General features: G+C 58.9%; 29 protein-coding genes and 1 pseudogene. 12 read left to right on the top strand and 18 right to left on the bottom strand.

All coding sequences use genetic code 11. The features are described 5' to 3' along the window. Positions 1-36 precede the first annotated feature (36 nt). The 4 genes from V0R60_RS13580 to V0R60_RS13565 form a co-directional block, all read right to left on the bottom strand. Positions 37-852, bottom strand: coding sequence for a M48 family metallopeptidase (locus V0R60_RS13580; RefSeq protein ID WP_136478148.1), 816 nt, complete (start codon positions 850-852; stop codon positions 37-39). Positions 853-941: 89 nt separating this feature from the next. Then, the gene (locus tag V0R60_RS13575) at positions 942-1,565 is read right to left on the bottom strand and encodes an SOS response-associated peptidase (protein ID WP_330079863.1); all 624 of its coding nucleotides are present in this window, start codon (positions 1,563-1,565) and stop codon (positions 942-944) included. 13 nt (positions 1,566-1,578) lie between these two features. Next, positions 1,579-1,839 (bottom strand): putative signal transducing protein, encoded by a 261-nt coding sequence (locus V0R60_RS13570; protein ID WP_136478150.1) that lies wholly within the window; start codon positions 1,837-1,839, stop codon positions 1,579-1,581. After that, the gene (locus V0R60_RS13565; protein WP_010225771.1) at positions 1,839-2,021 is read right to left on the bottom strand and encodes a CPXCG motif-containing cysteine-rich protein; all 183 of its coding nucleotides are present in this window, start codon (positions 2,019-2,021) and stop codon (positions 1,839-1,841) included. The genes V0R60_RS13570 and V0R60_RS13565 overlap by 1 nt, the downstream gene beginning before the upstream one ends. Positions 2,022-2,142: 121 nt before the next feature. Here V0R60_RS13565 and V0R60_RS13560 point away from each other — a divergent pair, with 121 nt between their 5' ends. Beyond that, positions 2,143-3,309: a 1-acyl-sn-glycerol-3-phosphate acyltransferase gene (locus V0R60_RS13560; protein ID WP_168198494.1), complete on the top strand. Its 1,167-nt coding sequence runs from the start codon at positions 2,143-2,145 to the stop codon at positions 3,307-3,309. A gap of 42 nt (positions 3,310-3,351) precedes the next feature. Here V0R60_RS13560 and V0R60_RS13555 read toward each other — a convergent pair whose 3' ends face one another. Both V0R60_RS13555 and V0R60_RS13550 read right to left on the bottom strand, forming a co-directional pair. Then, on the bottom strand, positions 3,352-3,612 hold the full coding sequence (locus V0R60_RS13555; RefSeq protein WP_136478152.1) for a hypothetical protein: 261 nt from the start codon (positions 3,610-3,612) through the stop codon (positions 3,352-3,354). A 206-nt stretch (positions 3,613-3,818) separates the two neighbouring features. Further along, positions 3,819-4,403: a YajG family lipoprotein gene (locus tag V0R60_RS13550; RefSeq protein ID WP_136478153.1), complete on the bottom strand. Its 585-nt coding sequence runs from the start codon at positions 4,401-4,403 to the stop codon at positions 3,819-3,821. A gap of 177 nt (positions 4,404-4,580) precedes the next feature. Between V0R60_RS13550 and V0R60_RS13545 the strand changes: the two genes are divergently transcribed. Together V0R60_RS13545 and mqo are read left to right on the top strand one after the other, a co-directional pair. After that, positions 4,581-4,814: a hypothetical protein gene (locus V0R60_RS13545; RefSeq protein ID WP_136478154.1), complete on the top strand. Its 234-nt coding sequence runs from the start codon at positions 4,581-4,583 to the stop codon at positions 4,812-4,814. Positions 4,815-5,419: 605 nt separating this feature from the next. Beyond that, positions 5,420-6,925 carry a malate dehydrogenase (quinone) gene (gene mqo / locus V0R60_RS13540; protein ID WP_136478155.1) on the top strand — a complete coding sequence of 502 codons (1,506 nt, stop codon included), beginning with the start codon at positions 5,420-5,422 and terminating at the stop codon, positions 6,923-6,925. A 54-nt stretch (positions 6,926-6,979) separates the two neighbouring features. On the opposite strand, the gene V0R60_RS13535 is transcribed toward mqo, so the two are convergent. From V0R60_RS13535 to V0R60_RS13520, 4 genes are all read right to left on the bottom strand, one after another. Beyond that, on the bottom strand, positions 6,980-7,267 hold the full coding sequence (locus V0R60_RS13535; RefSeq protein ID WP_136478156.1) for a PA4642 family protein: 288 nt from the start codon (positions 7,265-7,267) through the stop codon (positions 6,980-6,982). A 70-nt stretch (positions 7,268-7,337) separates the two neighbouring features. Then, a complete protein-coding gene (locus tag V0R60_RS13530; RefSeq protein ID WP_136478157.1) occupies positions 7,338-7,805 on the bottom strand; it encodes a hypothetical protein in 468 nt (155 codons plus the stop codon). A gap of 85 nt (positions 7,806-7,890) precedes the next feature. Continuing rightward, positions 7,891-8,364, bottom strand: a complete 474-nt coding sequence (locus tag V0R60_RS13525) for a WbuC family cupin fold metalloprotein (protein WP_136478158.1) — start codon at positions 8,362-8,364, stop codon at positions 7,891-7,893. 4 nt (positions 8,365-8,368) lie between these two features. Then, positions 8,369-8,926, bottom strand: coding sequence for a hypoxanthine-guanine phosphoribosyltransferase (locus tag V0R60_RS13520; RefSeq protein WP_136478159.1), 558 nt, complete (start codon positions 8,924-8,926; stop codon positions 8,369-8,371). A 164-nt stretch (positions 8,927-9,090) separates the two neighbouring features. On the opposite strand from V0R60_RS13520, the gene upp reads away from it, so the two are divergent. Both upp and V0R60_RS13510 read left to right on the top strand, forming a co-directional pair. Then, on the top strand, positions 9,091-9,729 hold the full coding sequence (gene upp / locus V0R60_RS13515; RefSeq protein ID WP_136478160.1) for a uracil phosphoribosyltransferase: 639 nt from the start codon (positions 9,091-9,093) through the stop codon (positions 9,727-9,729). Positions 9,730-9,731: 2 nt separating this feature from the next. Continuing rightward, positions 9,732-11,006, top strand: coding sequence for a uracil-xanthine permease family protein (locus V0R60_RS13510; protein WP_136478161.1), 1,275 nt, complete (start codon positions 9,732-9,734; stop codon positions 11,004-11,006). A gap of 90 nt (positions 11,007-11,096) precedes the next feature. Here V0R60_RS13510 and hemH read toward each other — a convergent pair whose 3' ends face one another. Both hemH and V0R60_RS13500 read right to left on the bottom strand, forming a co-directional pair. Next, positions 11,097-12,110 carry a ferrochelatase gene (hemH, locus tag V0R60_RS13505; protein WP_330079862.1) on the bottom strand — a complete coding sequence of 338 codons (1,014 nt, stop codon included), beginning with the start codon at positions 12,108-12,110 and terminating at the stop codon, positions 11,097-11,099. A gap of 13 nt (positions 12,111-12,123) precedes the next feature. Beyond that, a complete protein-coding gene (locus V0R60_RS13500; RefSeq protein WP_136478163.1) occupies positions 12,124-13,029 on the bottom strand; it encodes a TIGR01777 family oxidoreductase in 906 nt (301 codons plus the stop codon). A 187-nt stretch (positions 13,030-13,216) separates the two neighbouring features. On the opposite strand from V0R60_RS13500, the gene V0R60_RS13495 reads away from it, so the two are divergent. The 4 genes and pseudogenes from V0R60_RS13495 to V0R60_RS13480 all read left to right on the top strand — a co-directional run bounded on the left by V0R60_RS13495 (position 13,217) and on the right by V0R60_RS13480 (position 17,478). Further along, positions 13,217-14,203: an NAD(P)/FAD-dependent oxidoreductase gene (locus tag V0R60_RS13495; RefSeq protein WP_330079861.1), complete on the top strand. Its 987-nt coding sequence runs from the start codon at positions 13,217-13,219 to the stop codon at positions 14,201-14,203. Positions 14,204-14,343: 140 nt separating this feature from the next. Continuing rightward, a complete protein-coding gene (locus V0R60_RS13490; protein ID WP_136478165.1) occupies positions 14,344-15,309 on the top strand; it encodes a DUF523 and DUF1722 domain-containing protein in 966 nt (321 codons plus the stop codon). Positions 15,310-15,335: 26 nt separating this feature from the next. After that, positions 15,336-16,757 (top strand): annotated as a pseudogene (gene phrB / locus V0R60_RS13485) (deoxyribodipyrimidine photo-lyase); the annotation flags it as partial. A gap of 79 nt (positions 16,758-16,836) precedes the next feature. Further along, positions 16,837-17,478, top strand: a complete 642-nt coding sequence (locus tag V0R60_RS13480) for an SDR family NAD(P)-dependent oxidoreductase (RefSeq protein WP_330079860.1) — start codon at positions 16,837-16,839, stop codon at positions 17,476-17,478. Positions 17,479-17,516: 38 nt separating this feature from the next. Here the strand turns inward: V0R60_RS13480 and V0R60_RS13475 are convergent, their stop codons facing one another. From V0R60_RS13475 to hemA, 6 genes are all read right to left on the bottom strand, one after another. Beyond that, positions 17,517-18,035 (bottom strand): acyloxyacyl hydrolase, encoded by a 519-nt coding sequence (locus V0R60_RS13475; RefSeq protein WP_136478168.1) that lies wholly within the window; start codon positions 18,033-18,035, stop codon positions 17,517-17,519. Between the two features lie 113 nt (positions 18,036-18,148). Then, the gene (gene murI, locus V0R60_RS13470; RefSeq protein WP_330079859.1) at positions 18,149-18,949 is read right to left on the bottom strand and encodes a glutamate racemase; all 801 of its coding nucleotides are present in this window, start codon (positions 18,947-18,949) and stop codon (positions 18,149-18,151) included. Next, positions 18,942-19,697 carry a molybdopterin-synthase adenylyltransferase MoeB gene (locus tag V0R60_RS13465; protein WP_136478170.1) on the bottom strand — a complete coding sequence of 252 codons (756 nt, stop codon included), beginning with the start codon at positions 19,695-19,697 and terminating at the stop codon, positions 18,942-18,944. Before V0R60_RS13465 ends, murI begins: the two co-directional genes overlap by 8 nt. Continuing rightward, positions 19,691-20,521, bottom strand: a complete 831-nt coding sequence (prmC, locus tag V0R60_RS13460) for a peptide chain release factor N(5)-glutamine methyltransferase (protein ID WP_136478171.1) — start codon at positions 20,519-20,521, stop codon at positions 19,691-19,693. The genes V0R60_RS13465 and prmC overlap by 7 nt, the downstream gene beginning before the upstream one ends. Continuing rightward, entirely contained in the window at positions 20,522-21,604 is a 1,083-nt protein-coding gene (gene prfA, locus V0R60_RS13455; protein ID WP_136478172.1) for a peptide chain release factor 1, read from the bottom strand. Next, positions 21,601-22,878 carry a glutamyl-tRNA reductase gene (hemA, locus tag V0R60_RS13450; RefSeq protein WP_136478173.1) on the bottom strand — a complete coding sequence of 426 codons (1,278 nt, stop codon included), beginning with the start codon at positions 22,876-22,878 and terminating at the stop codon, positions 21,601-21,603. Before hemA ends, prfA begins: the two co-directional genes overlap by 4 nt. Before the next feature lie 176 nt (positions 22,879-23,054). On the opposite strand from hemA, the gene V0R60_RS13445 reads away from it, so the two are divergent. Genes V0R60_RS13445 through ispE form a run of 3 tightly spaced genes read left to right on the top strand, consistent with a single transcriptional unit; the run spans position 23,055 to position 26,251 of the window. Then, complete coding sequence (locus tag V0R60_RS13445) at positions 23,055-24,779, top strand: tetratricopeptide repeat protein (protein WP_136478174.1); 1,725 nt, start codon at positions 23,055-23,057, stop codon at positions 24,777-24,779. Positions 24,780-24,783: 4 nt separating this feature from the next. Further along, the gene (gene lolB, locus V0R60_RS13440; protein ID WP_136478175.1) at positions 24,784-25,404 is read left to right on the top strand and encodes a lipoprotein insertase outer membrane protein LolB; all 621 of its coding nucleotides are present in this window, start codon (positions 24,784-24,786) and stop codon (positions 25,402-25,404) included. 1 nt (position 25,405) lies between these two features. Next, positions 25,406-26,251 (top strand): 4-(cytidine 5'-diphospho)-2-C-methyl-D-erythritol kinase, encoded by an 846-nt coding sequence (ispE, locus tag V0R60_RS13435; protein WP_330079858.1) that lies wholly within the window; start codon positions 25,406-25,408, stop codon positions 26,249-26,251. Positions 26,252-26,277: the final 26 nt, after the last annotated feature.

Here is a 26,277-nt window from a genome sequence, read left to right as displayed (position 1 = left end):
AGCCGGCGATGGGCCGCTCGGCGGCCCGGGCCCAGCTTACTTCTTAGCCTGTTCGTACAGCGGCATCACTTTGGGGATCGCCGCTCGCAACGCAGCCTGGCGGCTGTCGGAAGCTGGGTGAGTGCTCATGAACTCCGGCTGCGAACCACCCGAAGCCTGGCTCATCTTGTCCCACAGGGTGATCGCGGCATTCGGGTTGTAACCGGCACGGGCCGCAAGCTCCAGGCCAATCAGATCAGCTTCGTTCTCGTTCGAGCGGCTGTTGGGCAAGGTCATGCTGTACTGCACCACAGTGTCGGCAATCGCCAGGCTATCCTGGCCAAGCCCCAGCAATGCACCCGCACCCTGACGCGCCATCTGCACACCGTAGGCCTTGGACATAGCCTCACGCCCGTGTTCACGCAGGGCATGGGCGATTTCATGGCCCATGACCGCGGCGATCTCGTCGTTGGTCAACTTGAGCTTATCGATCAGACCGGTGTAGAAGAAAATCTTGCCACCTGGGCCGCAGTTGGCGTTGAGCTCATCACTCTTGATCAGGTTAACTTCCCAGTTCCACTGCGCCGCATCCGGGCGAAACTTCGGTGCCTGGGCAATCAGACGATCGGCAATCACCTGCACCCGCTTGGCATCGGCGCTGGTTTTGTCGAGCACACCTTTACTGGACGCCTCGCCCAGGGTCTGCTGGTAAGACTGTGCATACATCTGGTTGACTTCATCGGTCGAGAGCATGCTGAACATATATTGCTTACGCTCGACACCCACGGCGCCGCCGCTGGTGGTGTTTACTGCCTGGCATCCGGCAAGTAGCACACTGGCACTCAGAGCACCGATAACAAATGACTTACGCATGAAAACACTCCATTCGAACATGCCGCGTATCCTAGGCCGAGTCGATTGAGGCCGCTACACCCCAAACGAAGAAATCTCCAGGCGGCTGGTTACGCCGGGGTCAGGCACTCAGGCCCATTGACCTTGGGATCGTTGACGAAGTTGGCCAGCACGCGCTCTCGTAAAGGTGCCTGGGCGCTGGCCAGTAACTCATACAAGCGTGCCACAGGTGTTTGCGGGTCCAGCCATGCTGCTTGACCGGCGGCATCGAGAATCAGCGGCCGACGCTGGTTCACTGCAGCCTGGGTTACCACCGCAGTACTCAGCCAGACCTGGTCCTGCACCGGATAGGCCTCCCAGATCGCGGCAAAAAACAACGAAGAGCCTTCTCCAGGCGTCAACCAATAGGGCCTTTTGCGCACCGTACCGCGCCATTCGTAAAAACCGTTGGCCGGCATCAGGCACCGACGCAGGCGAAACGCCTCGCGAAACATCGGCTGCTCGGCCAAGGTTTCGGCCCGGGCATGCGCGGGCGTTCGCGACAAATCCGTCAACCAGGCTGGGGTCAGCCCCCAGCGCGCGCGGGCAAGTTCCACCTGGCCTTGCTCTGCATTTCGCTGGATCAGTACCGAAGCGCCGGGAGAAATATTCCATTGAGCCTGCTGGTCGGCCGGAAATCCCGGCAATGCAGCAAAGGCAGGCGACCATCTAAACAGCGCGTAACGTCCACACATGGGGGATAAAGACCTAGCAAATCAGGGTTCCCGGAATGTGCTCCGGTTCGTCGCCAGCCAGTGGCTGGGCACTATTGTACGCGGCGATCATCTGCCGTGCGTACTCGGCCTGGTCATCGGCAACCGCCAGGGCCAGCAAGCCCTGCATCGGTAGATCGCCCATGGCGCCCATCAGGTCCCGACCGATCAGGTGGACCTTGATCCCTTCACTTTCAAGCATTCCGATCAGCATTTCGGCTTCCAGCAGGCTTTCCGGCTCATAAATTCGCTGCATCAGTCGTTCTCACCGTAAACATCCAGCATCCACTCCTCCCCGTGCACTTGCAGCACGAAGCGGATCGGCTTGCAGCAGACCTGACAGTCTTCGATATATTCCTGATCGCCACCGGACAGGTCCACCGTTGTCTCGACTTCTTCACCACAATAAGGGCAATCGTAGATCGCAGTTTCCAGCATCGCGGCCTCCCGAGTGACTTGTGCGTATAATTGCCGGTCTATTTACAGGACCTGCGCGTGTTCGAGCCGTTTTTCGAAGCCCGGTCCTACCTATTACCCTAGCCGTTTCCAACAAGAGAGCATGATGGGCGAATTCGATGCCATCCGACCGTACAACGACGCTGAGGTCCCTGCCGTTCTGGCACGCCTGCTCAGCGACCCGGCATTTCTCGATATCCTCACCCACTTCCGCTTTCCGCGCGCTGCCGGAGCCTTTGGCTGGTTGCTCAAGCCACTGATCGCCCGACGCCTACGCAAAGAGTTTGCTGGCGTTACTTGCGTTTCGACCCTGCAGGACAAAGTCGAGTACTACGTCGACCATACCATCGAGCGGGCAACCGACGGGGTCACCTACACAGGCGTCGAACTGCTCAAGTCCGGAACGGCCTATTTGTTCCTGGCCAACCACCGCGACATCGTCATGGACCCGGCATTCGTCAATTACGCGGTGTACCACGCCGGCCTGCCTACGCCGCGGATCGCCATCGGTGACAACTTGCTGCAAAAGCCGTTCGTCAGCGACATGATGCGCCTGAACAAAAGCTTCATCGTTCACCGTTCAATCAGCGGGCGGCGGGAAAAGCTTGCCGCCTACCAGCTGCTTTCAGCCTATATCAACCATTCGATCCGCAACGACGGCCAGTCGATCTGGATCGCCCAGGCCGAAGGTCGTGCCAAGGATGGTGACGATCGCACTGATTCAGCGATCCTGAAAATGTTCCACATGAGCCGCAAGGACGAGCCGTTCGGCGCGGTTATTCAGTCGCTGAACCTGAGCCCGGTGTCGATCAGCTACGAATACGACCCCTGCGATCAGGCCAAGGCGCGCGAGTTGTACATTCGCGCCACGACCGGTACCTACACCAAGGCACCGGGCGAGGATGACCTGAGCATCGCCCAGGGCATTACCGGCTACAAGGGACGCGTACACATCAACTTCGCGCCACCGGTAACGACGTTCTTCGAAGACACCAAGCAGTTGGCAGTGGAGATCGATCGGCAGATTCTGGCGGGTTATCGCTTGTTTCCGGTGCACTACCTGGCTTATGCGCAGTGGGCCGATGCCGACCCGCAACTGCAGGTGCCGACGGCCGACCAGGTGTTCCCGGCCCCAGAGCTGGACCGCGCCCAAGCCGAATGGCAGCGCCGCCTGGACGCTTGCCCGCTCGAACAGCGCCCCTACCTGGTGCAGCAGTACGCCACGCCAGTGCGCAACCAGTACCGGGTCAAGGCAGGCTTGGCGCTCTGAGAATTACCTGGAGGCACCAACGGGGCGCGTAGCCGCCCCCTCTCATACCCAGGTGCTGAACCAGGACAACAGCAAGGCCAGCGCCAGGAAGGCAAAGCCCAGGATGTAGTAGAAGCGGTTGATGCGCAGCGTCATGCCATCGACCACCGTCTCGTCGCTCGGGGCCTTGGCCACTGCCAGCGCTTCACGACGCCGCGCGCTGTGCAACAACAGGCCGCCAGGGCAGGTAATCAGCAGTGCCAACAGGTTGATCAGCTTGGCCGGATGGGCAGCGATCAGCCCCCAGAACATTTGTAACGACATTTACAGCACCTCGAAAAGCGACGTAACAACGGCGCGCATTTTACCCAAGCCTCCCTTTGTGTCCCGGCTTTTTCGACCAACGACGATCATCGTCATGCGAGCGTCATCCGGATGCCTCACCTGAAGCAGCCTGAAATCACCTACAAAAAAGCCCGACGACTGCCACACAGTCATCGGGCTTCTTCAGGTGTACGGGTTTAGCGGGCTTATTCGCCGAGGATCTGGCCGATGGCCTGGTCCTTGAACAGACGGGTAAGCGCGTCGCTGAGGACATCACCGACCAGCTTGGTGTTGGTTTCCTGGTTTGGCGCCATGCCGAAGCGCTGGTCCAGGGAGGCACCATAACGTCCGCTGTAACGACGGTTGGCATTGGCAACGTCGGCCTTGAAGGTCGCGCCAATGGTGGCCTCGGTGACGTACATGCCTTCTTTAGGCGACTGATACTTGAGCTCTGCCAGGGTCACGGTCAACTGCGGGGCGTTGTAGGCGTTCGGCGTAGGGGTGAAGCCCAGCAGGCGTACTGCCGCTTCTGCCTGAGCTTGCAGCTTGGGCAGGATATCGTTGCCGGTAACCGTAATAGCGCTAGTTTCAGGGTACAGGCCACCGCGGGTGCCCAGGGTTTGCGACGCACGACCATCGACCACCTTGACCACGACCGGCTGGCCATGGCCTACCGGCGCGAGCTGGGCGGTGAGTTTTGGTTGCGGGCTGAGTTGTTGCGGGCTGTGGGCACAACCGACCAGGGTCAGACTGGTCACCGCGATCAAACCGAACAACAAACGTTGCAACATGCTCATCTCTCCAGAATAGGCAGCAAAGGCCGCCAGTATACTCAGCGCAGCGCGGCCCAGCCATCGCTGTGCCATTAGCGAATGAGACAGGCAAGCGCGGCGCCGGTTCGTTGTCACAATCGTTTAATGACCCCACCGGTATGCTGGCGCCAAGAACACTTGAAGAGGTAGACCGCCATGTCCAACTTCTGGACTTCACTGCTGACCCGCCGCCCCATGCGCAACTTCGCGCGCCTGGATGCTCAGGGTATTTGCCTGGCGTTCAAGCAGTGCGCCGATCAGCCTGCTGTCGGCAATTGGGTGCAAATCAACGAAATCTGCCTGACCTGGCTCAATCGCCCGCTGCCCTCTAGCGCAAGGGTTTGCGCGCGCCCTGGCGGCAACTGGATCCAGCGCAGCCTGGCCGCCTGAGCCGTGCATCAATAAAAGTCGCTAATAAAGATCATTTCTGCCCGAGACATCGTTATAATCTCCCCCCGATTATAAGGACGTCTCCTGATCGGGCCTCGCAGCACCGCCAATGTTCACCATTCGGCATCCTCCGCACCGCCCACAGAGAGCCTTCCACACAGGTCTTGCACCAGCCAGTGCCAGCATCATTCGGCCCTCTGCTCTGCCTGAACCTGCCGGGTCTGCCATCGCGCAGCCCTTTTTGAGGTTCACGACTCCAAAAGAGCGTGAAAAAACGGGTTTTCACAACTTCACGAGAGTGTGGCGAGCAATGAACAGTCTGGCATGTGCAAAAGCACCGAAAGTGTCCCTAGCAGCCCTGAACAGCTGGCAACAGCTCTCTTCCAGGATGAGAGCCTGAGGCCGGTCCATAACGCACGACGGACACCTTGACCATAAGTCGAATTGCCGCATCGGTCTTAAAATGCGTTCATAAGCAACGTAAAGCCCGTTTGGCGGTGTCCGCTGAAGTTGCAAAAACTGCGAAGAATCGGACATGGCGATCCTGGCTAGGCCAGTGATCCTATGCTGTCAATTTGGTGCTGTAGATTTTGGAGACGCGTTAAATGGCGCAGAACGAAGCAGTCGATGTGGTATTGGTAGGGGCAGGCATCATGAGTGCCACCCTGGCCGTACTGCTAAAGGAACTCGACCCGGCCATCAAGCTGGAAGTCGTCGAGTTGATGGATTCGGGTGCCGCGGAAAGTTCCAACCCGTGGAACAACGCCGGGACCGGCCATGCCGGGCTGTGTGAACTGAACTACACGCCGCAGGCCGCCGACGGCAGCATCGACATCAAGAAAGCGGTGCTCATCAACACTCAGTTCGAAGTGTCCCGGCAGTTCTGGGCCTACCTGAGCAAGAAAGGCGCGTTCAGCTCTCCACGGGCGTTCATCAACCCGGTTCCACACCTGAGCTACGTCGAAGGTGAAAAAGGCGTCGATTTCCTCAAGAAGCGCTTCGAGCTGCTCAAGCAGCACCATGCCTTCGCCGAGATGGAATACACCGAAGACAAATCGGTCATGAACGATTGGATGCCGCTGATGATGCCGGGTCGCCCTGCCGACCAGACAATCGCCGCAACCCGTGTCATGAAAGGTACCGATATCAACTTCGGCGCCCTGACCAACAAACTGCTCAAGCACCTGGCAAGCACGCCGGATGCCCAGGTCAAGTACTGCAAGCGCGTGACTGGCCTGCGCCGTAACGGCAGCGGCTGGACCGTCAGCATCAAGGACGTGAACAGCGGCAGCAGCCGTGAAGTGGATGCTCGCTTCGTATTCCTCGGCGCCGGTGGTGCTGCACTGCCATTGCTGCAGCAGTCGGGCATTGAAGAGAGCAAGGGCTTCGGTGGCTTCCCGGTCAGCGGTCAGTGGCTGCGTTGCGACAACCCGGAAGTGGTCAAGAAGCACCAGGCCAAGGTCTATAGCCAGGCCGCTGTTGGCTCGCCACCGATGTCGGTACCACACCTGGATACCCGTGTCGTCGACGGCAAGACTTCGCTGCTGTTCGGCCCTTATGCCGGGTTTACCACCAAGTTTCTCAAGCACGGCTCGTTCCTCGACCTGCCGCTGTCGGTGCGCATGGGCAACATCGGCCCGATGCTCGCCGTGGCCCGCGACAACATGGACCTGACCAAATACCTGGTCAGCGAAGTGATGCAGTCGATGGAGCAACGCCTTGACTCCCTGCGCCGCTTCTACCCAGAAGCGAAAGCCGAAGACTGGCGCCTGGAAGTGGCAGGACAGCGCGTGCAGATCATCAAGAAAGACCCGAAAAAAGGCGGCGTGCTGCAGTTTGGTACAGAACTGGTATCAGCCAAGGACGGTACCTTGGCCGCGCTGCTGGGGGCTTCCCCAGGTGCATCGGTGACCGTATCGATCATGCTTGACCTGATCGAGCGCTGCTTCCCCGAGCAGACCAAGGGTGCCTGGGCCGCCAAGCTCAAGGAAATTTTCCCGGCCCGGGAAAAAGTCCTGGCTACCGACGCTGCCCTGTATCACAAGATCAGCGTGCAAAACGACGAAGCCCTGGGCCTGGTCGAAAACAGCCCGGCGCAGCATTACGCGTAACGCACCGGCAATAAAAAACGCCCTTCGGGGCGTTTTTTTATGCACGCACGTTAATCAGCTGCGTGCCTTGTCGATGATTTCGATGTAGTCAGCGGCGTTGCGCTGATCCTTGATCACGTCGACGAACGTCTGACCATGCTCGTCCTTGCCGTCGACATCCAGACCCGCCTCAACAAAGAAACCGACAAAACGCTCGAAGTCATCGATGCGCAGGCCACGATAAGCCTTGATCAGCTTGTGCAGCGAAGGTGAAGTAGCATCCGCCGGTTCGAACTGCAGGAAGGACTTGATGTAGTCGTCACTGATCTCGTCGCCAATCACTTGCTTCTTGTCTTTACGCATTACCGACTCCAACTGAACCATCACGGACATTTTCACGGGCCGGCAGTTTACCCCTGCCCGGCGTCGGCGCTCAACGCGCGCGTACGGCTCCGGTATGCAAATCGGCCCAGACGTGACCATTGGCGTAACTGAGGAATTGCACGTAGACCGTGTTGTTGCGCAGCAGATCGATAATCACCTGATATTGGCTCGACGGGTAGTTCAGGCTCAGCACTTTGCGCTTGTCATCGAACACGGCTTTTTTCAGGCTCTTACTCTCGGCGTCAAAGCTGATCACTACCTGGCTGACCGTAGTCCCCTTGCTCAGCGGCTTGCCCTTGAGGCGCAGGGTCAAAGGTGACGTCACCGGGATCGGCTGCTGGTTTGACTGTCGCTGGTTACCAACGACTACTGAGTAGTCGGTGACCTGGAGCAGTTGCTGAAACTCGGGCACTTCCTGACGCAGGGACAAGTCATCCGGTGGCAGGAACTGACTGTGCAAGGGCGCAGCGGCCAGCGGCATGCTCAGTAACAGAAGGACAGGGACGATCGCACGCATGACAGGCTCCTCGAGGCGGCCGGGCACTTTAGCATGGGACGGTCATATCGCGGAGCAAGCCCACGGTTGATAAGGCGTGGCCGATTCACTCGAACTGAGCGCGCATCCAGGCTTGATACTCAGCCACCCCTGGCTCGCCCTCGCGCGGCGCCCAGTTCGCCATCTCACCTTCGCCGACCGGGCGGTAAGGACCGGATTTGCATTCGAACATCATGCTATCGGCCTCCAGCACAACCAGGCCATGGTAGGTGCCTGGCGCCAGATCCACGCCCAGGCATTCCCCACCGGCTTCGAGCACCCGCTTGTCCAGCACCACGCCTTGCTCGTCGAAGATCAGCAGCCCCAACTTGCCACGCAGCACGATCAGGCATTCCGCCTTGTCAGCCGACAGATGCCGATGCGGCGGGATGTAGGTCGAAGGCTGGAGCCCTACCGCCATGCGGTGGCAGGGTTCTTCCATGGCGTGAAAATTATGGTGCTGGCGGCCACGTGGGTTGGCGGCAGCCTTGCTGGCCAGCTCGGTAAACAACGATTGGTCGAGAAATCCGGGCTGGCGCATGGGGTCAGAGTCCCTTGACGGCAAAAATACCGTTGGCGTTGCGCCAGTAGCCTTTGTAGTCCATGCCGTAACCGAACACGTAACGGTCGACACAGCTCAAGCCGCAGAAGTCAGCCTTGAGTTCGGCACTGGCCTTGCGGTCGTGATCCTTGTCGATCAGCACCGCCGTGTGCACGGCGCGGGCGCCAGCATGCTTGCAAAAATCGATGATCGCGCTGAGGGTGTGCCCTTCGTCGAGAATGTCGTCGATGATCAGTACGTCGCGGTCAATGAACGAAACCTCGGGCTTGGCTTTCCAGAACAAATCGCCGCCGCTGGTCTGATTGCGATAGCGAGTAGCGTGCAGGTAGGAAGCCTCGAGCGGGAACTGCAAGTGGGTCAACAGCTTGCCGGCGAAGATAAGGCCACCGTTCATCACGCAGAATACCACCGGGTTACGTTCGGCGAGCACGTCGCTGATCTGGGCGCCAACACGAGCAATGGCGGCCTCTACTTCGGCTTCGTTGTACAGGCAGTCAGCCTCTCGCATGACTTGACGGATATGCTCGAGATCAGCGGACATGGCGCTCTCCAGGGGGCTGCAAATGAGAAAAGCGGGCAAAGGTACGCATCCCAGGGCGTCAGATCAAGCATTTATGGACTAACGTCCAGATTGCCTAGAGGACACACACGGCTGAATAGATTAATCTACCGCGGTTTTTTTGCCCGCCCCCCGGAGCTTTTCCTATGCCTATCCGTGAGATCCGCCATCCGCTGATCCGCCACAAGCTCGGCCTGATGCGCCGCGCTGACATCAGCACCAAGAATTTTCGCGAACTCGCCCAGGAAGTCGGTACGCTCCTGACCTACGAGGCCACCCAGGATCTGCCACTCGAAACCTACGAGATTGATGGCTGGTGCGGTAAGGTCCAGGTCGAGAAAATCGCCGGCAAGAAGATTACTGTAGTACCAATCCTACGCGCAGGCATTGGCATGCTCGAAGGCGTGCTCAGCCTGATTCCAGGCGCCAAGGTCAGCGCCGTAGGCGTTGCCCGCAACGAAGAAACCCTCGAAGCCCATACCTACCTGGAAAAGCTTGCCCCGGAAATCGATGAACGCCTGGCGTTGATCATTGACCCGATGCTGGCCACTGGCGCGTCGATGGTTGCCACCATCGACCTGCTGAAAAAAGCCGGCTGCAAGGATATCCGCGCAATGGTCCTGGTGGCTGCGCCGGAAGGTATTGACGTGGTCGAGAAGGCGCATCCGGATGTGCAGATCTACACCGCTTCGGTCGATGAACGCCTGAACGAGCACGGCTATATCATTCCGGGCCTGGGCGATGCTGGCGACAAAATCTTCGGCACCAAGCAGAAGGACGCCTGAACATGCAGGATGAGTTCAACGACCCGCTCTGGCGTCAGGTCGTCTCCGGCGCACAAATGCTCTTCGTAGCCTTTGGTGCGCTGGTACTGATGCCACTGATCACCGGCCTCGACCCGAACGTCGCGCTGTTCACCGCAGGTTTGGGAACTCTGCTGTTTCAGGTCGTCACCGGTCGCCAGGTGCCTGTGTTCCTGGCGTCCAGCTTTGCATTCATCACCCCGATCATTTTAGCCAAGGGCCAGTTCGGCCTGGCCGAAACCATGGGCGGGGTGATGGCAGCCGGGTTTGTCTACACCTTCCTCGGCCTTGCCGTGAAGATCAAGGGCACCGGCTTCATCGACCGCCTGCTTCCCCCTGTAGTGATTGGCCCGGTGATCATTTCCATTGGCCTGGCCATGGCCCCGATTGCCGCCAACATGGCAATGGGCAAGGCTGGTGACGGAGCAGAGCTGCTGCCGTACGGCACCGCAATGATGATTTCCATGCCAGCGCTGCTGACCACGTTGATCGTTGCCGTATTCGGCAAGGGCATCTTCCGTCTCGTGCCGATCATCGCAGGTGTACTGGTAGGTTTCGGCCTGTCGTTCTACTTCGGTGTGGTCGATACCGCCAAGATCGCCGCCGCGCCTTGGCTGGCCGTGCCGCACTTCACCGCGCCCGCCTTCAACTGGCAAGCAATCCTGTTCATCGTACCTGTCGCCCTGGCGCCAGCCATCGAACATATCGGTGGGGTGATCGCAGTGGGTAGCGTGACAGGGCGTGATTACCTGAAGAAACCAGGTCTGCACCGCACCCTGCTCGGTGATGGTATCGCCACCACCACTGCCGGACTGTTCGGCGGCCCGCCCAACACGACTTACGCCGAAGTCACTGGCGCAGTAATGCTGACCAAGAACTACAACCCGAAGATCATGACCTGGGCGGCAATATTCGCCATTACCCTGGCCTTCATCGGCAAGTTCGGCGCCCTGCTGCAAAGCATTCCAGTACCGGTAATGGGCGGAATTCTGTGCTTGCTGTTCGGTTCGATTGCCGCGGTGGGCATGAATACCATGATCCGCCACAAGATCGACCTGAGCGAAGCGCGCAACCTGGTGATCGTTTCGGTGACCCTGGTGTTCGGTATTGGTGGCGTGCTGGTCGGTAGCGGTACTGGCCCGGACGATTGGGGCCTCAAAGGCATCGCACTGTGTGCGGTGGTGGCGATCGCCCTGAACCTGCTGCTGCCAGGCAATGACGGCTGGAAGAAAAAGGCGCTGGACGACCAGTTGCCTTGATCAATCGGCAGGAGCCGGCTTGCCCCGCGATGCGATAGGACTCGACGATCGCAATCGCGGGGCAAGCCGCTCCTACCGGCTACTCAAGGCTCAGGCTTTTTCGCACATGCTTTTCAGCGCCTGCACCCACTGCGGGTGGTCATTCAGGCAAGGCACCAACACCAGTTCCTCCCCGCCTGCCGCGGTGAACTGCTCATGCCCACGGTCTCCGATCTCTTCCAGTGTTTCGATGCAGTCGGCGACGAAGGCCGGGCACATGACCAGCAGCTTCTTCACTCCCGCTTTGCCCAGCTCATCCAGGCGCGCCTCAGTATAGGGTTCGATCCATTTCGCCCGCCCCAGGCGCGACTGGAACGACACCGACCATTTGCCGTCGGCGATCCCCATCTTTTTCGCGAACGCCTGCGCTGTTCGCAGGCATTGTCCGCGATAGCAGACCGCAAGCATCTGCGCTGAAGAGTCCCGGCAGCAATCCTCAGCCTGAAAATCATGCTTGCCCGTGGGATCGAGCTTTTTCAAATGGCGCTCGGGCAAGCCATGGAAGCTCATCAGTAGATGGTCGTAATCCTGTTCAAGGTAGGGTCGCGCACTTTCCACCAAGGCATCGATATATTCCGGCTGATCGTAGAATGGCTTCAGCACCACCATTTGCAGTGGCAAATGCTGATCGGCTATCACTTGCCGAGCCTGCTCGACCACCGTGGTTACCGTGCTATCTGCAAACTGAGGGTACAGTGGCGCCAGGGTGACCTTACGCACACCCTGCGCGGCCAGGCGCTGCAGCACAGTCGGCAAAGATGGCTCACCGTAACGCATGGCAATTTCCACCGGGCCATGCTGCCAATGCTCACGCATCGCTGCTTGCAGGCGGCGGGTCAGCACCACCAGTGGCGAGCCTTCATCCCACCAGATCGACGCGTAGGCATGGGCCGATTGTTCAGGACGCTTGATCAGGATCAGCGACACCAGCAAGCGTCGTACCGGCCAAGGCAGGTCAATGACGTAAGGGTCCATCAAAAACTGATTGAGGTAGCTGCGCACATCAGCCACCGAAGTCGAGGCTGGCGAACCCAGGTTGACCAGCAGCAGAGCGTGATCGGTCATGCAACGTCCTATTTCAGAGGCGACCAGACAAGTCATCCAGCGCCGATTGCAAATCATTGAAGCGGAAAGTGAACCCTGCGGCGAGCAAGCGCACCGGGCGTGCTCGCTGCCCGCCCAACAGCAGCGTCGACAGCTCACCCAACCCCGCTTTTAACACCAGTGCCGGCAACGGCATGAAGGCCGGGCGATGTAAGGTGCGTCCCAGGCGCTTGGCAAACTCACGGTTGCGCACCGGTTCGGGGGCGCAGGCATTATATGGACCGCTGGTATCGTTGTGCTGCAAGAGAAAATCAATCAAGGCGATTTGATCGTCTATATGAACCCACGGCATCCATTGTCGGCCATCACCAATCGGCCCGCCCAGGCCTAACTTGAACGGCAGCCGCAAACGCGACAAAAAGCCGCCCTCACTGGACAGCACTAGCCCCGTACGCACCAGCACCACACGCATACCCAAAGCCTGCGCACGTAGCGCCGTTTCCTCCCAGGCAATGCACAGCTGGCTGGCAAAATCCTCCTTGACGGGCTGTGAAGCCTCGGTCAGCTCACGTTCGCCACCATCGCCATACCAACCTACCGCTGACCCTGAGATCAGCACTGACGGGCGCTGCTGGCGCTTCTCAAGCCATGTAAGCAATTGCTCGGTGAGCGTTATGCGACTCCCCCAAAGCACGGCGCGACGATGAGCACTCCAGGGGCGATCCGCTATCGGTGCGCCGGCCAGATTGATCACCGCATCAATGGGATCATCCTCATTCAGGGCTTCTAGCCTGGCGACGCCTTGTACCCCGGCACCACACAGCCTGGGCACCTGTTCAGGCCGCCTGCTCCACACAGTCAAGCGATGCCCCTGGCCCAGCCAGCGCTGACAAAGCTGTTGACCAATTAAACCTGTGCCACCGGTCAGCAATATATGCATGGCTGTGTCCTCACATGGCGCGCCCTGGTCTATTTTTAAGATCAAGGCACTTTTTTGACCCAACGACCCTCGGATAAACATAGGCCAACCAGCGGGAACGAAGGAAGGCATCTTATACGGAAGTTAGAAGCTGTACAGGTTTGCCCAATGGAGTAGTCTTAAACCATCACGGTTCAAAGAGGCCATCATGACCGTACCTATTGCCATCATCGGTGCCGGTATTGCCGGGCTGTCCGCCGCCCAGGCTCTGCAGAAAGCCGGACAAACCGTCCACTTGTTCGACAAGGGCCACGGTAGCGGGGGGCGCATGGCCAGCAAACGCAGCGAGGCCGGCGCGCTTGATCTGGGGGCGCAGTACTTTACTGCCCGCGACCGGCGCTTTGTCGAGCAGATCCAGCAGTGGGTCGCTGCCGGCTGGGTCGCCGAATGGAAACCCCAGTTGTACACCTATCAAAACGGCATTCTAAGCCCGTCACCGGACGAGCAGACCCGCTGGGTCGGCGTGCCGCGTATGAGCGCCATTACCCGCGGCTTGCTCAAGGATCTGACGGTCAACTTCACCTGCCGAATTGCCGAAGTGTTTCGCGGCAAGAACTACTGGCACTTGCAAGATACAGAGGGCTGTAGCCACGGCCCGTTCAGTCGGGTCATTGTCGCGGTACCGGCACCTCAAGCCACACAGTTGCTGGCTGCCACACCCAAGCTTGCAGCTGCCGCTGCAGGGGTGCAGATGGACCCGACATGGGCTGTCGCCCTGGCCTTCGACTCACCGCTGGATACCCCTATGCAAGGTTGCTTCGTCCAGGACTGCGCCCTTGACTGGCTTGCACGTAATCGCAGCAAGCCCGGCCGCGACGCGCACAAGGATACCTGGGTGCTGCATGCGACCTCTGACTGGAGCAAACAGCACATCGACTTGAGCAAGGAAGCGGTGATCGAACACCTACGCGGGGAGTTTGCCGAGCTGGTGGGCTGCATGGTTCCGGCGCCCAATTTCGCCCTCGCCCATCGGTGGCTGTATGCACGCCCGGCCGGCAATCATGAATGGGGAGCCCTGGCCGATGCCGATCAGGGCCTGTATGCCTGCGGCGACTGGTGCCTGTCCGGACGCGTCGAAGGCGCCTGGCTCAGCGGCCAGGAAGCGGCACGACGATTACTCGAGCATCTTGAGTAGGTCCTGGGGACGCTCGCTGGATATCTGCAACAACGGCCTCGGCATGTTTTGTACAAACTCATTTACTTGTGCAGATTTGTCTCTATGATAAACCTGTACAATTAATTTTATTTGTACAAGATTAAACACGGGGCCCGCCTATGGACAGCTCTCACTCCGCCCGCAAGCCAAAAATCGCTGTAAGCGCCTGCCTGACCGGTGCCCAGGTTCGCTACAACGGCGGGCACAAAGCGTCGCGCCTGTGTGCAGTATTAGGCGACTACTTCGAACTCGTTCCGGTCTGCCCCGAAGTAGCCATTGGCCTGGGGATTCCTCGCGCCCCGATTCGACTGGTAGGTAATTCGCAATCCCCGCAGGCCGTAATGAGCCACGACTCCGCGCTGGAGCTTTCCGGGCCATTGCAAGCCTATGGGCACCAGATGGCCAGAGAGCTCACCGATATCTGCGGCTACATTTTCATGCAGAAGTCTCCATCCTGTGGGCTCGAGCGCGTCAAGGTCTACCGGGCGAACGACAAGCCTGCACACGTTGACGGCCGCGGCTTGTACGCGGCAGCGTTCTGCGAGCAACGCCAGGATCTGCCGGTCGAAGAAGATGGGCGCCTGTGCGATCCCGTGTTGAGGGAAAACTTCATCACTCGCGTCTACGCCTTCGCTGACTGGCAGCAATTGCTGGCCAAGGGTCTGAGCCGTGGCGCGCTGATCGCTTTTCATGCGCGCTACAAGTACCAGTTGATGGCCAACAATCCACAGCAGTACAAGGTATTGGGCAAGCTGTTGGGCAGCATGACCCGCGATGATGATCCGCAGGTACTTGGCCAACACTATTTCACTCAGTTGATGCTCGCCCTGCGCCGCTGTGCGAGTCGCGGCAACCACAGCAACGTGCTGCTTCATCTGAGCGGCTATTTGCGCACTGCGCTTAGCCAGGATGACCGCCAGGAAATCCGCCAACTGATCAATCAGTATCATGCCGGCATCGTCCCTCTGGTCGTACCGCTAACGCTGCTCAAGCATCATTTGCGCTGCCATCCCGATCCCTACTTGCAGCAGCAGGTGTACCTGCAGCCGCACCCGGAAAGCCTTAGCCTGCGCAATGCCATCTGAGACGCAGCTACCCAACAGGAATGACCATGCAACTTATCTGGCTGCGTAGCGATCTGCGCGTACTGGACAACACCGCGCTATCCGCTGCCTGCGAGCGGGGCCCTAGCGTGGCGCTCTGGCTTGTAAGCCCGCAACAGTGGCGCAATCATGACGATGCACCGTGCAAGATCGACTTCTGGTTACGCAACCTCGCATTGCTGGAAAAACAACTCGCCTCGCTGAACATTCCATTGCTGGTGCGCGACGCCGACACCTGGGACCAGGCACCCGACGTGCTGCTCAAGGTGTGTCAGGAGTATCAGATTCAGGCGCTGCACCTGAACGAAGAATACGGCGTCAATGAAACTCGGCGCGACCAAGCAGTGAGCGACAGACTGACACGCGAAGGCATTGCCGTTCGTTCCTACCTGGATCAATTGCTATTCAAACCTGGAAGCATCCTTACTCGCAGCGGCGGCTATTTCCAGGTCTTCGGCCAATTTCGCAAGGTTTGTCATGAGCGCTTGCACTTGAGCCCACCGGCCCTGCAACGCCCCCCCACACCTCAGAAAGCGCTGAAAATCACCAGCGATAAAATTCCTGCCCAGGTGCCGGGTTTTGCAGTGCCCCCTGCCAGTCTGCGCAACCTCTGGCCTGCCGGTGAGGATGAAGCGAATGCGCGCTTGCAGCGATTTATCGATGAGTCCGTTGACGACTACCAGGAGCAACGGGACTTTCCCGCCGTCGCAGGCACCAGCCAACTTTCCCCCTACCTTGGCGCAGGCGTCATTTCGCCTCGCCAGTGCCTGCACCGGGCCCTGGCACACAACTACGGGGAGTTCGATAGCGGGAATACCGGGCTGGTGACCTGGATAAACGAACTGCTCTGGCGTGAGTTCTACAAACATATCCTGGTGGGTTATCCGCGCGTGTCGCGAAACCGTGCCTTCCGCCAGGAAACCGAAGCCCTGCCTTGGCGTGACGCTCCTGAAGATCTCAAAGCCTGGCAGGAAGGCCGTACCGGCTTTCCGATCATTGACGCGGCGATGCGCCAACTGCTCGCAACCGGCTGGATGCACAACAGACTCCGTATGATCGTAGCGATGTTCCTGACCAAGAACCTTCTGATTGATTGGCGCGAAGGCGAACGCTTTTTCATGCGCCACTTGATCGACGGCGATCTGGCCGCTAACAACGGAGGCTGGCAGTGGAGCGCCTCCACCGGGACCGACGCGGTGCCGTATTTCCGGCTGTTCAACCCGATCAGCCAGTCGCGACGTTTTGACAGCAAGGGCCGTTTCATCAAGCAATGGCTACCGGAGTTGGCAGATTCCGATGAAAAAAATGTTCACAACCCTGTCCTACAAGACGGATTGTTTGCTACAAATGATTACCCACCACCCATTGTGGACCTCGGTAGCAGTCGTCTTCGGGCGTTGAGCACTTACAAGGATGTGCTTACGAAACAGGTTGAGGAACCATCATTTGAGCCACCCTATTGCCCGACGTGCCTGGATTACAGGTGCCAGCAGCGGTTTGGGACTTGCAATGGTAGAAAAACTACTGGAAGAAGGTGATTTTGTAGCGGCCAGTGGTCGCTCCAGTGCAGCCTTGCGCAACCTGGAATGGCAATACGATTCAAAATTTCTGTTACTGGATGGCAATCTCAGCAATCCGCTTGAAGCGACAGCGGCGGCCCAACAGATCTACTATCGATGGGGCGCGTTGGACTGTTTGATTATCAACGCCGGCACCAGTGATTACCTGGCAAGCGATGTCTCGGCCGCGACGTTGTTCGCAAGCCTTGTGCGCAGCAACCTCAACGCCGCCCGGTATTGCCTGGACAGTGCCTTGACGTTACTGCAAAGCGGAAACTCGCCCCAACTGGTGGGTATTCTCAGCCGATACTCAGCGCTACAGTTGAACGACCCCAGCCATCCCCCCGGAGCCAACAACAGCCTGACCGGATTGTTCGAGGCTCACCGCGCCGCGCTGGCTGCTCAGTTCATCGACATGACGCTCATCGCTGCGCTCAACAGGAACTCACCGCAAACATCGGCATCCGTTACACCAGAACGCTGGACAGCGAAAAGCGCCGCAGAGGTGATTGTTGAGCACCTGCCAAAACGTCAAGGCAACCTGGTGCTCGAAGCGTTGCACCAGCACGATCTCTGGCCACTTCCCAAGTAGGCATTCGGCCCCACAGTTACTGCGGGGCCGACGTTGAACTACAGCGCCATACGGTAGTGCAGCGAATAACTTTCTACGCCATCGTTAGGGGTTTGTAGCCCGGCGTTGGAGTAGTGAATAGCGCGTACGCCCACTTCATGCCCACCGGCAAAGCGCAAGCCAAAACCGATACGGTCTTCAAACTGAAAGGACGACCCCAGTTTGTTGTCTTCGATCTCGGTACTGGAAAACGCCGCTACCCCAATACCGGCTTCGATATAAGGCTTGACCGACTCGCCAGCAAATTCGTAGACAAATACAGGAGCAAACGAAAGACTGTGATTACTTGCGGTTTCGTCGCCCTCCCAATAGGTGTATCCGGCATCCCAATAGCCAGTGAGCCGACCAACGCTGGTCTGCCACCAACTGGCATCCCAGTTCGACTGCAAGCCAAGGCGATAGGTCATGGTTGAATCACCCGTCTGCCCAACCGACAGGGAAACATCAGCCGCTTGAGTTGTAAACGATTGCCCCAGGGTCACAGCTGCAATAGCAGCCAAACAAAGCAGTTTCCTCATGAGAAACGTCCTTTTTCCTAATGCTAATATTGATTCTTTTGTCTCATCGGACAAATTATAGAAATCAGTGGTGTGGCGTTAGTTCATCTGGATATCTGCGTTTATCGCACTTTCTACAGCAAGAAGCTTCGCACACTGTCAGATTTATTCCACAACATTGGCAGTATCTTGTGCAAATGATCCGGGCTGGCGCTGGTCCAGAACTGCGCGGCACGTGCAGGGCCGTCAGACAGCAAGTGCCGTTCGCCCAACAGCCGTTGCAGTTGACGCGCGACAGCCGCCCCCGTATCGATAATGGCAATGTGTGCTGGCACCAACTGCGCCAACAATGGCTTGAGGAACGGGTAGTGCGTACAGCCCAGAATCAGCGTGTCGCACCCTGCATCGAGCAACGGCTTCACGTAGCCCTCAAGCAAGTCACGCAAATGCTGACTGCCAAGGTCGCCTTCTTCGATGCACTCCACAAGCCCGGGACAGGGCTGCGTTATCACACGAACATCGTTGGCAAAACGGTCAAGAAGGGCAGCGAACTTGGCACTCTGCAGAGTCCCGGTGGTGGCAAGTACACCGACGACGCCACTGCGGGTGGCGGCAGCGGCTGGCTTGACCGCAGGTTCCATGCCCACCAACGGCCAGCTCGGATACTGCTCACGCAGGTCGGCGACTGCGGCGACAGTCGCCGTGTTGCAAGCAAGCACCATAGCCTTGGCACCTTGCTCGCGGAAAAATTCGGCAACCAGGCGGCAACGCTTGCGGATAAATTCGGGAGACTTCTCGCCGTAAGGAATATTTCCACAGTCGGCGACGTACAACAGCGACTCGTTGGGCAACAAACGCTGAATCTCGACCAACACCGATAAGCCACCCACGCCGGAGTCAAAAACGCCGATAGGCGCTGCTGCCGGATCAGTCATCCTGTGCGCCACAAACGCTGCAACCAGGATCACGTTTGACGCGCAGCTCGCGAAAACGGCTGCCAAGGGCATCGATCAGTAGCAACCGCCCCACTAGCGGCTGGCCAAAACCCGCCAGGACCTTGAGCGCCTCGAGCGCTTGCAGGCTGCCGACCAACCCTACCAGCGGGCCTATCACCCCGGCTTCGCTGCACGTTAGCTCGGCTTCGCTGCCATGACCATAGAGGCAGTGGTAGCAAGGGCTTTCCGGACGTCGCGGATCGAACACCGACAATTGCCCCTCAAGGCGAATGGCTGCACCACTGACCAGTGGCTTGCCTTGCGCTACGCAGGCGGCATTGACCGCCTCGCGGGTAGCGAAATTGTCGGTGCAGTCGAGCACCAGGTCCACAGCCTGCACGGCTGCGGCCAGTGAGTCTTCGTCCAGGGCACTGCGATGGGCGACCAGGCGTATTTCAGGGTTGATCGCCTGCAGCCGCTTCAGGGCCGAATCGACCTTACTCAAGCCAACCGATGACGTGTCGTGCAGGACCTGGCGCTGCAAGTTGGTCAGGTCGACGCTGTCGAAGTCTGCAAGGTGCAGTTCTCCGACGCCCGCTGCGGCCAGATACAACGCCACCGGCGAACCCAGGCCACCCAGACCGACGATCAAGGCCCGGCTGTCTTTCAGCCGCAACTGACCGTCGATATCTACCTGGGAGAGCAAAATTTGCCGGCTGTAGCGCAACAGTTCCTGATCACTTAGCACGATAGTCGCCCCAGGCTGATACGTTCGTGTCCACCCAGATCGATACGACTCTCGATCTGCTCGAAATCATGCAATGCCAGCAGTTCACGTACCAATGCGGCCTGATCGAAGCCATGCTCGAGCAACAACCAAGCGCCCGGCTTCAGGTGCGCAGGCGCCTGGCTGATAATAGTCCGTAGATCGTCCAGGCCATCAGCCCCGGCCACCAGAGCGCTGCTCGGCTCAAAGCGCACATCACCGGATTGCAGGTGCGGGTCCAGGGCGGCGATATAGGGTGGGTTGCTGACAATCAGATCAAAACGCTCGCCATCGACGGAGTCGAACCAGTGGCTGCTACGCACCTGGACGTTATCCAGTTGCAGGCGCTGACGGTTGCGCTCGGCCAAGGCGACTGCCTCAAGTACACGGTCGACAGCCATCACCTGCCACTGCGGGCGTTCGCTGGCCAGTGCCAGTGCAATGGCCCCGGTACCCGTCCCCAGATCCAGCACCTGAACGGGCTCACGCGGCAGCAGCTCAAGCGCTGTTTCTACCAGCAACTCGGTGTCCGGGCGCGGAATCAGGGTGTGAGGCGCAACTTCCAGGTCCAGGTTCCAGAAACCTTGCTGGCCGAGAATATAGGCCACCGGCTCGCCGCTGCGGCGGCGCTGCAGGTATTGGGCAAAGGTCAATGCCGCTTCGCTGCTGACGATGCGCTCCGGCCAGGTATGCAGGTAGCTACGCGATTTGCCAATTGCAGCCGCCAAGAGCAATTCGACATCCAGGCGCGCCGTTGGCGAATCCGGAAGCTCCGCAGCGCGGAGCAGGCTGGCGATAATGGTCATTTACTCACCCAATGCGGCCAGTTGGTCAGCCTGATATTCCGCCAGCAGCGGCTCGATCACGGCATCGACTCCTCCGGCCAGCACTTCATCCAGGGAATACAAGGTCAGATTGATACGATGATCGGTAACCCGGCCCTGAGGATAGTTGTAAGTGCGAATACGCTCGGAACGGTCGCCCGAGCCCACCAGCAGCTTGCGCTCGCTGGCAATTGCATTCTGCGCCGCGCTGGTCTGAATGTCGTTGAGCTTGGCCGACAGCCAGGACATCGCGCGAGCGCGGTTCTTGTGTTGGGATCGTTCTTCCTGACACTCGACTACTGTACCTGTAGGCAAGTGGGTAATACGCACTGCCGAGTCGGTCTTGTTGATGTGCTGACCGCCCGCACCGGAAGCACGGTAGGTGTCTACCCGCAAATCCGCCGGATTGATCTCGATCGCCACCTGTTCGTCTGGTTCGGGCAGTACCGCCACGGTGCAGGCCGAAGTATGAATGCGACCCTGGGATTCGGTTTCCGGCACCCGTTGCACACGATGCGCACCAGATTCGAACTTCAGCTTGCCATAGACATGATCGCCTTCGATGCGAGCGATGATTTCCTTGTAGCCGCCGTGCTCCCCCTCATTCTCCGAGAGAATTTCCAGGCGCCAGCCCCGCCGCTCGGCATAGCGCGCGTACATGCGGAACAAATCGCCAGAAAAGATCGCTGCCTCGTCGCCACCGGTACCGGCTCGGATTTCCAGAAACACGTTGCGCCCGTCGTTGGGGTCCTTGGGCAATAGCATGCGCTGCAACTGACTTTCCAGTTCGACCAGCAGCTCCTTGGCTTCGCGCACTTCTTCCACGGCCATTTCGCGCATGTCCGGGTCGCTGTCCTTGAGCAATGCCTGGGCACCGGCCAAGTCATCCTGCACCTTGCGCAACTGGGCGTAGGCCAAGGCTACGGGCTCGACTTCGGCATATTCACGGGAATAGGCGCGAAAGCGGGTCTGGTCGGAAATGACTTCAGCATCACCCAACAGGGCGGTCAATTCCTCGAATCGGTCCTGGAGGGTATCCAGTTTATTGAGCAGCGACGCTTTCATTGCGGGGGTTTATCCGTCGATCCCTCATTGAGGGCAAAGAGTTCCTGAGCCATGGCCAACGCATCGAGGCGGCCTTCGGCAGAGAGCTTTTTCAGTTGCACACTGGGTGCATGAAGCAATTTGTTGGTCAGCCCGCGCGCCAATTGCACCAGCACCTCTTCAGCGCTGCCACCATTGGCCAAAAGACGCTGGGCCTTTTGCAACTCTTCGTCACGCAGGCGTTCGCTCTGTTGACGGTAAGCCTTGAGTACATCGACCGCCGCCAGCTCGCGCAGGCGCAGCATGAAATCCTCGGCACCTGACGAGACCAGCTCCTCAGCAGCCTGGGCAGCGCCCTGGCGGCTCTTGAGGTTTTCAGCGACTACGTCGTGCAAGTCATCGACGGTGTACAGATACACATCGTCCAACTCACCGACTTCGGGCTCGATATCGCGCGGTACGGCGATATCGACCATGAAGATGGGCTTGTGCCGGCGCAGTTTCAAGGCGCTTTCAACCGCGCCCTTGCCCAGAATCGGTAGTTGGCTGGCGGTGGAACTGATGACGATATCGCTGTTGACCAGTTCCTGCGGAATATCTGCCAGCAGTACAGCGTGAGCACCGAACTGCTCGGCCAGGGTGCTGGCTCGCTCCAGGGTACGGTTGGCAACCACGATACGCCGGACACCTTGCTCGTGCAGATGCCGCGCGACCAGCGTGATGGTCTCACCCGCGCCGATCAACAATGCCTGGCTACGGCCCAGGTCACTGAAGATTTGCTTGGCCAGGCTGACCGCGGCAAAGGCCACCGAGACTGGGTTTTCACCAATGGCAGTGTCGGTACGCACCTGCTTGGCCGCGCTGAAAGTGGCCTGGAACAGTCGGCCAAGCAACGGACCAATGGTGCCGGCTTCGCGGGCCACGGCATAGGCAGACTTCATCTGGCCGAGGATCTGCGGCTCACCGAGCACCAACGAGTCGAGCCCGGAGGCTACCCGCATCATGTGCCGAACCGCATCATGATCTTCGTGGACGTAGGCGCAAGCCCGCAGTTCATCGAGACTCAGCTGATGGTACTCAGCCAGCCAGCGCAGAATACTTTCCGCTGTCAGGTGGTCCTGCTCTATATAGAGCTCGCTGCGGTTGCAGGTCGAAAGGATCGCGGCTTCGCGGCTGGGAGTCAGTCGGCAGAGCTGCTGCAAGGCGTCCACCAACTGCTCAGGGGTAAACGCCACGCGCTCGCGAACGTCTACCGAGGCAGTCTTATGGTTGATACCGAGTGCAAGAAAGGCCATGCAAAGTCGCTGATAATGACAAGAAGCCGATAATTGTCCTACTTCGCAGGTTCCAGAACAACCACCGCTCGCTATTGTCTCTATAGTCTACCTCTACTAAGACCTTCGCTTATGGGTTTGCCCCTGCGCTTGTGTCATGATGATCCGACCGCTGGTAAGCCGCCTAAATCCTCAATATGAATAGATCCTACGCGTTGTTCCTTGCCTTTGCCCTGCTTCAGGGCTGTCAGACCCTGGCCCCCGAATCGACGGATACCCAGGCGCCTGCCCTTGACGCTGCACAGCAGCCGGACAAGCCTGTGGTGTATGGATCGTTCAGCCAGGACACCATCTACAATCTGTTGAGCGCGGAACTGGCCGGCCAGCGCAATCGCTTCGACATTGCCCTGGACAACTACGTCAGCGAAGCGATCAAGACCCAGGACGCCGGCATTTCCGAGCGTGCCTATCGCATTGCCGAATATTTGGGCGCCGATCAACCGGCGCTGGACACCGCCCTGATCTGGGCGAAAAACGATCCAGACAATCTCGACGCCCAACGTGCCGCTGCGATTCAGCTGGCGCGGGCTGGACGCTACGATGATTCGATGACCTACATGGAGAAGGTCCTCCAGGGCAAAGGCGACACCCACTTCGATTTCCTCGCGCTATCGGCTGCGGAAACCGATCAGGACACTCGCGACGGCCTGCAAAAAAGCTTCGATCGCTTGCTGCAGAAGTACCCGGACAATAGCCAACTGGTATTCGGCAAAGCCCTGCTGCTACAACAGGACGGCAATGCCAGCGCAGCCCTGGCACTGCTGGAGGAGCACCCACCGGAAGACGGCGAGATCGCCCCGGTACTCCTGCGCTCGCGCCTGCTACAAAGCGTAGGTCGTGGGGATGAGGCCCTGCCGCTGCTGCAGAAAACCATCCGCCAGTACCCGGACGACAAACGTCTGCGCCTTACCTACGCCCGCACCCTGGTTGAACAGGATCGCCTGGACGATGCCAAGATCGAGTTTTCCAGCCTGGTCGAACAGTACCCGGATGACGATGAGCTGCGCTATTCCCTGGCCCTCATCTGCCTGGAAACCAAAAACTGGGATGAAGCAGCCGGTTATCTGGAAGAGTTGATCGAGCGCGATAGCCATGTCGATGCTGCCCACCTGAACCTGGGTCGCATCCATGAGGAGCGCAATCAACAGCAAGCGGCACTGGACGAATACGCCCAGGTCGGCCCGGGCAACGACTACCTGCCCGCCCAATTGCGTCAGGCAGACATCCTGGTTGCCAACGGCCGCAGCACCGAAGCTTCGCGGCGCCTGGCCCTGGCCCGTGAGATCCAGCCCGACTATGCCATCCAGTTGTACCTGATCGAAGCCGAAGCCCTTGGCAACAACGACAAGGATGCCCAGGCCCTGCAGGTGCTGGAGCAAGCACTGAAACAATACCCGGACGACAACAACCTGCTGTACACCCGGGCCATGCTGGCAGAGAAACGCAACGACCTGGACCAGATGGAAAAGGACTTGCGCAGCATTATTGCCCGCGAGCCGGAAAATGCCATGGCCCTCAACGCCCTGGGCTACACGCTGGCTGACCGCACCTCGCGATATGCAGAAGCCAAGGCGCTGATCGACAAAGCCCATCAGATCAATCCGGACGACCCCGCAGTGCTCGACAGCCTGGGCTGGGTCAATTTCAGGATGGGTAATCTCGACGAGGCCGAGCGCCTTTTGCGCCAGGCCCTGGAACGTTTCCCTGACCATGAAGTGGCCGCCCACCTGGGTGAAGTGCTGTGGTCCAACGGCAAGCGCCGCGAAGCACGCCAGATCTGGGCCAAGGGTTTCGAAGCCCAACCAGACAGCCCAATCCTGCGCAAGACTATTTTGCGCCTGACCGGATCCGAGACTCTTTAAGCCTATGTTTTTGCGCCACTGCATCACCTTCAGCCTGATCGCCCTGCTCACCGGCTGTGCCGGATTCGGTTCCCGCGAGGCCCTACAACAGGGCCAGGGCAGCCCACAACTCTGGCGCGAGCACAAACAACAGCTGAGCACGCTTGATGGCTGGCAGATCAACGGCAAGGTGGGAATCCGCGCGCCGAAAGACTCTGGCAGCGGCACCTTGTTCTGGTTGCAACGCCAGGACTACTACGACATTCGCCTGTCCGGCCCGCTGGGTCGTGGCGCTGCGCGGCTGACCGGTCGCCCGGGAGGCGTAGTGTTGGAGGTTGCCAACCAGGGACGCTATGAAGCGAAGAACCCGGAAGCACTTCTGGCCGAACAACTGGGCTGGGAGCTACCGGTTTCGCACCTGGTCTGGTGGGTTCGCGGCCTGCCCGCACCCGACAGCAAAAGCCAGTTGACCCTGGGTAGCGACAGCCGCCTGGCAAACCTCAAGCAGGATGGCTGGAACGTCGAGTACCTGAGCTACACCGAGCAGAACGGCTACTGGCTGCCCGAACGCCTCAAGCTGCATGGCCAGAACATCGACGTTACGGTGGTAGTGAAAGACTGGCAACCACGCCAGCTGGGGCACTGAAATGTCACGACTGACCTTGCCGGCACCCGCCAAGCTCAACCTGATGCTGCACATTCTTGGTCGCCGAGCCGATGGCTATCACCTGCTGGAAACACTGTTCCAGTTTCTCGACTACGGCGATGAGCTGTCTTTCGCAGTGCGCGATGACAGTGAAATCCGTCTTCACAGCAACATTGAAGGCGTACCCCATGACAGCAACCTGATCGTCAAGGCAGCGCGCAAACTGCAGGCACTGACCGGCTGCACCCAAGGCGCTGACATCTGGTTGGAAAAAGTCCTGCCCATGGGCGGCGGTATCGGTGGTGGCAGCTCTGATGCCGCCACCACCCTGCTCGGTCTGAATCACCTGTGGAAACTTCAATGCAGTGAAGATCAGTTGGCCGAACTGGGCCTGAGCCTGGGCGCCGATGTTCCGGTTTTCGTCCGTGGTCACGCTGCATTCGCCGAAGGTGTAGGCGAGATCCTCACCCCCGCAGACCCGGAAGAACCCTGGTACGTCGTGCTGGTCCCGCAAGTATTTGTTAGTACTGCAGAAATTTTTTCGCATCCGCAGTTGACACGTGATTCTTTGCCCCTTAAGATGCGCCCCGTTCCCAAGGGAAACAGTCGAAATGACTGTCAACTGGTAGTAGAGCAAAGTTACCCAGAAGTACGTAACTCACTGAATTTGCTAAACAAATTCACTGAAGCTAGACTTACCGGAACTGGAAGTTGTGTGTTTGGGGCCTTCCCAAGCAAAGCTGAAGCTGATAAAGTTTTGGCCCTTCTTGCAGATACCCAATCAGGGTTTGTAGCAAAGGGAAGCAACGTTTCGATGTTGCATCGCAAGCTTCAAAGTCTGCTCTAGGAATCGAGTACCAAGTACTCGCAGCA

It is taken from the genome of Pseudomonas auratipiscis (genome assembly GCF_036324085.1).
In the GTDB taxonomy this organism is placed as follows: Bacteria; Pseudomonadota; Gammaproteobacteria; order Pseudomonadales; family Pseudomonadaceae; genus Aquipseudomonas; species Aquipseudomonas auratipiscis.
The sequence above is the reverse complement of the archived record's forward strand: the minus strand, read 5'-3'. Positions and strand labels throughout refer to the sequence as shown.

Coding starts and splice junctions, on each gene's coding strand:
- upp (WP_136478160.1), top strand. CDS start 9,091: ATGCCTATCCGTGAGATCCGCCATCCGCTGATCCGCCACAAGCTCGGC.
- V0R60_RS13565 (WP_010225771.1), bottom strand. CDS start 2,021: ATGCTGGAAACTGCGATCTACGATTGCCCTTATTGTGGTGAAGAAGTC.
- V0R60_RS13560 (WP_168198494.1), top strand. CDS start 2,143: ATGATGGGCGAATTCGATGCCATCCGACCGTACAACGACGCTGAGGTC.
- V0R60_RS13575 (WP_330079863.1), bottom strand. CDS start 1,565: ATGTGTGGACGTTACGCGCTGTTTAGATGGTCGCCTGCCTTTGCTGCA.
- V0R60_RS13480 (WP_330079860.1), top strand. CDS start 16,837: ATGGTAGAAAAACTACTGGAAGAAGGTGATTTTGTAGCGGCCAGTGGT.
- V0R60_RS13495 (WP_330079861.1), top strand. CDS start 13,217: ATGACCGTACCTATTGCCATCATCGGTGCCGGTATTGCCGGGCTGTCC.
- V0R60_RS13570 (WP_136478150.1), bottom strand. CDS start 1,839: ATGCAGCGAATTTATGAGCCGGAAAGCCTGCTGGAAGCCGAAATGCTG.
- ispE (WP_330079858.1), top strand. CDS start 25,406: ATGTCACGACTGACCTTGCCGGCACCCGCCAAGCTCAACCTGATGCTG.
- V0R60_RS13545 (WP_136478154.1), top strand. CDS start 4,581: ATGTCCAACTTCTGGACTTCACTGCTGACCCGCCGCCCCATGCGCAAC.
- lolB (WP_136478175.1), top strand. CDS start 24,784: ATGTTTTTGCGCCACTGCATCACCTTCAGCCTGATCGCCCTGCTCACC.
- V0R60_RS13555 (WP_136478152.1), bottom strand. CDS start 3,612: ATGTCGTTACAAATGTTCTGGGGGCTGATCGCTGCCCATCCGGCCAAG.
- hemA (WP_136478173.1), bottom strand. CDS start 22,878: ATGGCCTTTCTTGCACTCGGTATCAACCATAAGACTGCCTCGGTAGAC.
- mqo (WP_136478155.1), top strand. CDS start 5,420: ATGGCGCAGAACGAAGCAGTCGATGTGGTATTGGTAGGGGCAGGCATC.
- V0R60_RS13525 (WP_136478158.1), bottom strand. CDS start 8,364: ATGCGCCAGCCCGGATTTCTCGACCAATCGTTGTTTACCGAGCTGGCC.
- V0R60_RS13520 (WP_136478159.1), bottom strand. CDS start 8,926: ATGTCCGCTGATCTCGAGCATATCCGTCAAGTCATGCGAGAGGCTGAC.
- V0R60_RS13530 (WP_136478157.1), bottom strand. CDS start 7,805: ATGCGTGCGATCGTCCCTGTCCTTCTGTTACTGAGCATGCCGCTGGCC.
- prmC (WP_136478171.1), bottom strand. CDS start 20,521: ATGACCATTATCGCCAGCCTGCTCCGCGCTGCGGAGCTTCCGGATTCG.
- V0R60_RS13445 (WP_136478174.1), top strand. CDS start 23,055: ATGAATAGATCCTACGCGTTGTTCCTTGCCTTTGCCCTGCTTCAGGGC.
- V0R60_RS13550 (WP_136478153.1), bottom strand. CDS start 4,403: ATGTTGCAACGTTTGTTGTTCGGTTTGATCGCGGTGACCAGTCTGACC.
- V0R60_RS13500 (WP_136478163.1), bottom strand. CDS start 13,029: ATGCATATATTGCTGACCGGTGGCACAGGTTTAATTGGTCAACAGCTT.
- V0R60_RS13535 (WP_136478156.1), bottom strand. CDS start 7,267: ATGCGTAAAGACAAGAAGCAAGTGATTGGCGACGAGATCAGTGACGAC.
- murI (WP_330079859.1), bottom strand. CDS start 18,949: ATGACTGATCCGGCAGCAGCGCCTATCGGCGTTTTTGACTCCGGCGTG.
- V0R60_RS13490 (WP_136478165.1), top strand. CDS start 14,344: ATGGACAGCTCTCACTCCGCCCGCAAGCCAAAAATCGCTGTAAGCGCC.
- V0R60_RS13475 (WP_136478168.1), bottom strand. CDS start 18,035: ATGAGGAAACTGCTTTGTTTGGCTGCTATTGCAGCTGTGACCCTGGGG.
- V0R60_RS13580 (WP_136478148.1), bottom strand. CDS start 852: ATGCGTAAGTCATTTGTTATCGGTGCTCTGAGTGCCAGTGTGCTACTT.
- prfA (WP_136478172.1), bottom strand. CDS start 21,604: ATGAAAGCGTCGCTGCTCAATAAACTGGATACCCTCCAGGACCGATTC.
- V0R60_RS13510 (WP_136478161.1), top strand. CDS start 9,732: ATGCAGGATGAGTTCAACGACCCGCTCTGGCGTCAGGTCGTCTCCGGC.
- hemH (WP_330079862.1), bottom strand. CDS start 12,110: ATGACCGATCACGCTCTGCTGCTGGTCAACCTGGGTTCGCCAGCCTCG.